The organism is Dietzia sp. DQ11-71, from assembly GCF_014144995.1.
Lineage (GTDB): Bacteria > Actinomycetota > Actinomycetes > Mycobacteriales > Mycobacteriaceae > Dietzia > Dietzia kunjamensis.
Window position 1 is genome coordinate 1 of sequence record NZ_JAALDT010000157.1, and the last position, 5,791, is coordinate 5,791.

The window sequence follows — 5,791 nt, forward strand, 5'->3', positions numbered from 1 at the left end:
GCGGCGTCTGCGTTACCGCCCATGTGCCCCACCCCCTGACCGTCTGGTTGGTATCGAATCTGTGTTCTACGATACGCACACGCATTCGAACAGGCAAGGGTTTTTTTCGCTTCTGGCCTATCCATTGAATTGCAATCACCGATCGCCCATTTCAGCGAAATGTATGATCCACTCTTCTTGATTGCTTGGGGTGGATGCCCCGTAGACCCAAACTCGGAGGCGTTCCATGACCAAGACCATCACCTGTGCCGGAGCCGTGGCCGCCGCGCTCCTCGTCTTCTCTACGGGGGCCGCCGCCGCCCAGACTTCGGAAGCCACCGGCTCCGACTCCCTCCCGGGAGCATCGGAGACCGAGGGGGGCTATCTCGGCGAGGCTGGCGAGCTGCTGCCCGGTTCCGTTACAGGTTCTCTGCCCGGTTACGCCTCCGGACCGCTGGGTTCCACCGCCACCCTCGTGTGCAATCTCGGTTCGGCGGCCGGCGCTGCCGCCAACCTGATGGGCGTGCCGTTGCAGGTTCCGGTGGGAGTCATCTGCATGGTCCTCAACCCGGTCGCCGAGTCGGCGGATGCGCTGCTCGAGGGAGACGTCCAGGGTTCCGTCGGCGCGGTGGTGTCCGGTGTGCCGCTGGTCGGCGCGTCGCTCGAGGATCAGATTGACACCGGGTCCGCCACCGAGTCGGTGGAGGGGTCCGTGGGTGATCGACTGGGTTCTGTCTCCGAGGCCGCGCTGACTCCGGAGAACTGAGGCGGCTTCCGCGCCCCGCGCCCGGACTCCAACCCCAAGGCCCTGGCTAAGGGGCGGGGTCGATCCGGGTGGTGGGCGTCGGCCTACCTAACGCTGCTGGCGCCCGAAGGCGTGCGGTTCGACGGGCTGCTGCGCCAGGGGTAGGCCGGACACCACGAGTCGGTAGGACTCGGTGACCAGCTCGGAAACCATGTCCGCGGTCAGCGTGCCGCCGGGGTGCAGCGAGATCCAATGCCGCTTGTTCATGTGGTACCCGGGCGTGATGTCGGCGTGCGCATCGCGCAGGGCCATCGAGTCCGACGGCAGTGCCTTGAGGATCACCTGACGCTCGCCGTTGACGACCGCGTGGAACATGAACATCTTCCCGCGGACCTTGAACACATCGAAGTCCGGCCCGAACGGGAACTCCAGAGTCGACGCGGGCAGTTCGCGGGCGCGCATCGCCGCGCGCTTCTGGAGTTCCCGTCCGTTCATGCCGTCGACGCTACCGTCGCCGGCTCCGCGCCCGGCTCTGCGCCCGGGCGGGGGGACGCTGCGGTTCGCCCGGCGTGTCGTCGTCCCGGGCCAGCCGGGAGACGAGCGGGTTGGCGAGCGTCCCCGCGAACTGCAATGACCCGGCCTGATCGGTCAGGTCGACCATCTGCCGCGTATTACGCAACTGCAGGCGGTTGAGGCACGAGTGCTTGAACCGCGGAGCGAACAGCGCCTCCCAGGTGGAACGGTGCACCTCGCCGTCGCGACCGCCGCCGGGAGCCAGGGTCTCCAGGCACTGCCGCGTCTCGTCCCAGAACTGATCCGCCTCGAGCACCCCGGCGACGTCGAGGATCGCGGCGAGGTGGCGCAGCACCCCGTCCATGACGTCGGTGTGGACGCTCAGTGCGGCTGTCTCCGCGTCCACCACGTGGCGGATCCGCTCGAGCCCAGAGGGCAGAGGCCGGTCACGCACCACGGCGACCTCCTCGCCGATGTCCTTGAACAGCGCCCGGCGCACGGTGTGGTCGGGGCCCATCACCACGATCACGTTCTCACCGTGCGGCATGAAGACCAGCCCGTGCACGAGCAGGCACCTCGCGACGGGCAGCACGTAGGCGTCGAGCAGCGCCCGGAGCCAGGTGCGGGCGTCCAGGCCCGACCGCTCGAGGTGCTCGACGGCGAGGGACCGCCCGTGCAGGTCCACGTGCAGCATCGAGGCCAGCGTGACGGCACGTTCTCCGGGGGCCAGCCGTGAAACGGGGCTCTCGCGCCACAGGGCCGCGATCATCTTGGTGTGCGGCCCCTCGTCCGAGATCCCGGCCGCGGCCGCCCGGTGGTAGGCGTCGCCGGTGTAGCCCACGGCGGCGACCTCCCGCAGGATCTGGAAATCCAGCGCGCGCAACACCGGATCCGAGGCGACGACCCCGGCCACCCAGTCGTTGACGGCCGGGGTGTCGCGCGTGTACTTCGGCGACAGGCCGCGGGTGAACCCCATGTTCTGCACGGCGAGGGCGGTCTTGACGTAGCCGCGCTCGGGGTGGGTCACGTCGAAGAAGGTGCGGACGGACTGCTGTGGCCGGTACTCGCTGTCGGATTCGCCCAGGTGGACCAGGTCGTGGCGCGCGAGATCGGGGGCGAACGCCACCGCGACCTCGTGCTGCCACTGCCAGGGGTGTACGGGCAGGAGGCGGTAGTCGGCGGGGTCGAGGCCCAGTGAGCGCAGCCGGTCATCGCACCGTACGAGCGCCTCGGTGCCGAACTCGCGCGCGTAGTGGTCGCGCTCGTCGAGGCCCGCGACGGTGGCCAGGTGGCTCAGGCCGCGGCGGGCTGCCAGCCACACCAGCCGGACGGTCGACGGGGCTTCGGGCGTGTAACGGTGACGGTCGGACAGACCCAGGCCCACGCGGCCGTTGTTGGCGACGAACCCGGGATGCCCCTCGGTCATCGCGCCCTCGACCTCCTGCAGGTCGGCCTCCGCGAGCTGCTGCGCGGGTCGATCGCGGTGGTGCAGGCAGAACGCCGCCGAGCCGAGCGTGGCCGCGATCTCCTCCAGGTAGGTCCCCACGAGCGACCCGGGGATCCCCAGATGGGGCGCGAGGGTGAGGATCAACTCCTGCGCGTCCGGCTCGACCGGGACGCCGTCGACCTCGCGGCACAGCGAGGCCTCGTCGATCGCCCAGTGCTCCAGCGGCAGCACCCGCGCGCGGAACGTCCACCGTTCGCTGCCGGCGCGGACCGCGTAGACATCGGGTCCGGCGTCGGTGTGAGTGGAGCGGGTGGGCGCGAGGAGCCGCTCGTGGGAGAACTCGGCCAGCGCCTTGGCGCAGAGGTGGCGGTGCGCGCGGCGCATGGCGTGACCGGTGAGGTGGGCGTGGGGTGGCAGTGCGACCGGGGGTGACGACGACGAGACCGGCATCGACGTCCGGCCGATCTCCGACTCGCGGAACGCCTCGGCACGACAGATGGAGAGCAGCGCCGTCTTGTCGGGCAGGTCGACGGGGCCGTCCTCGCGGAAGCCGGCGCGGGCGTTGAGCCGGTGCACGGCGGTGTTCCGGATGTCCGGCTCCACCACCACCCGGCGGGCCGGGGCGCCGAACAGCGGCACCTCGAACGCGGTCGAGCAGATGGCCCCCATCACGGCCGCGGACGTGCCGGGGACCGGCGTGCGGGTGGGCGCGACGAGCAGGTGCATCCCGAGGTCGCCCGGCTCGTGCGGGTACCGGCCGTCGAGTTCGACGACGTCCGGGTCGTAGAACACGGCCAGGCCCACACGTAGACCGTCGATGCGCACCATGTGCACCGACCGGTGCGGGCTCGCCGACCAGTCGGTGAGGAACTCCTCGACCTGCGCCGGGGTGGTACCCCGCATACCCCAGTAGGCGGAACCGGGATGGTCGAGCCACGCGTGCAGGGTGCGGACGGTGTCGTGGTCGAGGGCCAGTGGTTCCAGGGTGACCAACCCGGCTGGCGTGTGGACGGTGCTGGTGTGGACTGTGCTGGTGTTCATCGTGCCTCCTGGTGCCGGGCGGTCGGGGCGCCGAACTGCTGGAACGCGATCGACGACTCGATCGGGTAGACCTCGCGGCCGCAGATCCCGCGCAGGATGATGCTGTTGCGCATCGCTCCCATGCCCAGGTCCGGGGCGGTGAGCCCGTGGGTGTGTTCCTCCGCGTTCTGGACATGAATGAAGGAGTGTGCGCGGTCGACGGTGTGATCACGGGCCACCCGGTAGCGCCCGCGGCCGTCCCTGTCGATCTCTTCGGCGATCCCGTCGAGGAACCGCGGCGGCGTGGGGGAGTAGCCCGTCGCGAGGACGAGTCCCTGCGTGTGATGGGTCCATTGCCTGCCAGTGTCGGTGCAGCGCAGGTCCAGGCGCAGGGCAGCGCCGGAGGCGGTGGCAAAGTCGGTGGCGGTGGCGGGGCCGGCCTCCCGGCGGGCACGGTCGAGGGCCGTGGCGGCGGCCAGCAGCCCGGTGTCCAGGCCCTGGACCGAACGGCGGTAGAGCAGATCATGGATCTGGTTGATCAACTCGGCGTCGATGCCCTTGTACAACGAACGCTGCTCGCGCAGCATCCGGTCGCGCTGGTCAGGGGGCAGTTCGTGGAAATGGTCGATGTACTCGGGCGAGGTCATCTCGAGTGTGAGCTTGGTGTACTCCATCGGGAAGAACCGCGGCGAGCGTGTCACCCAGTCGACGCGCGGGCCGACGCCGGCAGCGGCGGAGAGCAGGTCGTTGTAGATCTCCGCAGCCGATTGGCCACTGCCCACCACGGTCACCGACCCCAGCGAGAGTAGGTCCTCCCGCCGGTGCAGGTAGTCGGAGGCATGGAGAGCCACCGTGCCGCCACCGTCGAGCAGTCCCGTGTCGATCGGCGACCACGGGGTCGTGCCGATCCCCAGCACCAGGTGGCGGGCGCGATAGGTCTCGGTGCCCTCGCGGGTGAGGGCGGTGACACGGTAGACGGGGGCCTCGTCGTCGTCGCCCGGTCCCTCTCGTCCCTGGTCCTCCCGTCGGACGTCGACCACCTCCCGCCCCCAGCGCAGGCCGCGCACCCGCTCGGCAGCCCACCGGCAGTAGGCGTCGTACTCGGCGCGCAGCGGCTGGAAATTCTCACGGATGTAGAACGGGTACAGACGCCCGACCTGCTTGAGGTAGGCGAGGAACGAATACGGCGAGGTCGGGTCCGCCAACGTGACCAGGTCGGCGAGGAACGGCACCTGGATGGTCGCGTCGTCGAACATGAGTCCGTGGTGCCAGGCGAAACCGTCGCGGGAATCGAGGAACACCGCGTCCAGACCCAGCGGCTCGGCCAGGCACGCCAGGCCCAGGTTGAACGGGCCGATACCGACGCCGAGCAGGTCGTGCACACGGGAGGAGCCCAGGTCAGTGCTCACGTCAGCACCCCCGCGGTCGTGGCCTCGCGTATCCCCTCGGCGAGGTAGCGAGCGGCGTCGCGGACGTCCGTCAGCACGACGGCCACGTCCTCGTCTTCGAGGTTCGGATCGAGGACCGTCAGCTTGAGACAGGGCCGGCCGTCCACGACCGTCGACGCGACGAGCGAGCGTCCCTCCGCGAACAGCGCGTCGCGGACGGGGCGCACGAGGGCGTCGGCCTCGTCGTCAGTGAGTGCGCTGTCGGTGACGGGACGGTCGGGCGCGGTCACCGCGGGCCGGGGCCGGAAGAGCACCGTCGACAGGGCGGGGCGCCGCACCAACTCGAATTCCGGGTCGGCCTCGATCGTCCGGCCGATCCGGGCGGCCACGTCGATCGCCTCGTCGAGCAGACGGCCGATTCCGTCAGCGCCCAGCACGCGGAGCGTCATCCACAGTTTGAGGGCGTCGAAACGGCGGGTGGTCTGCAGGGACTTGTCCACGGCGTGGTCGTCGCCGTCGGTGGGGTTGAGGTAGTCGGCGCTCACGGTGGAGTGGCGGAAGCCCGAACCGTCGCGCAGCAGCAGCGCCGAGGCGGCCACCGGCAGGAAGAACGTCTTGTGGAAGTCCACGGTCACCGAGTCGGCGAGCTCGATCCCGTCGAGCAGGCCCCGGCGCGTCGGGGAGACCAGGAGCCCGCCG

5 protein-coding genes are annotated in these 5,791 nt (G+C 70.2%); 1 reads left to right on the top strand and 4 read right to left on the bottom strand.

Annotated features, from left to right (window positions below; genetic code table 11):
• Nucleotides 1-226 precede the first annotated feature (226 nt).
• Nucleotides 227-745, top strand: coding sequence for a hypothetical protein (locus tag G6023_RS06420; RefSeq protein WP_163375625.1), 519 nt, complete (start codon nt 227-229; stop codon nt 743-745).
• Between the two features lie 87 nt (nt 746-832).
• Here the strand turns inward: G6023_RS06420 and G6023_RS06425 are convergent, their stop codons facing one another.
• The 4 genes from G6023_RS06425 to G6023_RS06440 form a co-directional block, all read right to left on the bottom strand.
• The gene (locus tag G6023_RS06425; RefSeq protein ID WP_182634546.1) at nt 833-1,219 is read right to left on the bottom strand and encodes an MmcQ/YjbR family DNA-binding protein; all 387 of its coding nucleotides are present in this window, start codon (nt 1,217-1,219) and stop codon (nt 833-835) included.
• A gap of 10 nt (nt 1,220-1,229) precedes the next feature.
• Nucleotides 1,230-3,725, bottom strand: coding sequence for a GNAT family N-acetyltransferase (locus tag G6023_RS06430; RefSeq protein WP_182634548.1), 2,496 nt, complete (start codon nt 3,723-3,725; stop codon nt 1,230-1,232).
• A complete protein-coding gene (locus G6023_RS06435) occupies nt 3,722-5,113 on the bottom strand; it encodes a lysine N(6)-hydroxylase/L-ornithine N(5)-oxygenase family protein (protein WP_182634550.1) in 1,392 nt (463 codons plus the stop codon). The genes G6023_RS06430 and G6023_RS06435 overlap by 4 nt, the downstream gene beginning before the upstream one ends.
• Nucleotides 5,110-5,791: pyridoxal phosphate-dependent decarboxylase family protein (locus G6023_RS06440; RefSeq protein WP_241727726.1), on the bottom strand; the 682-nt coding region annotated here is incomplete at its 5' end. The genes G6023_RS06435 and G6023_RS06440, both read right to left, overlap by 4 nt.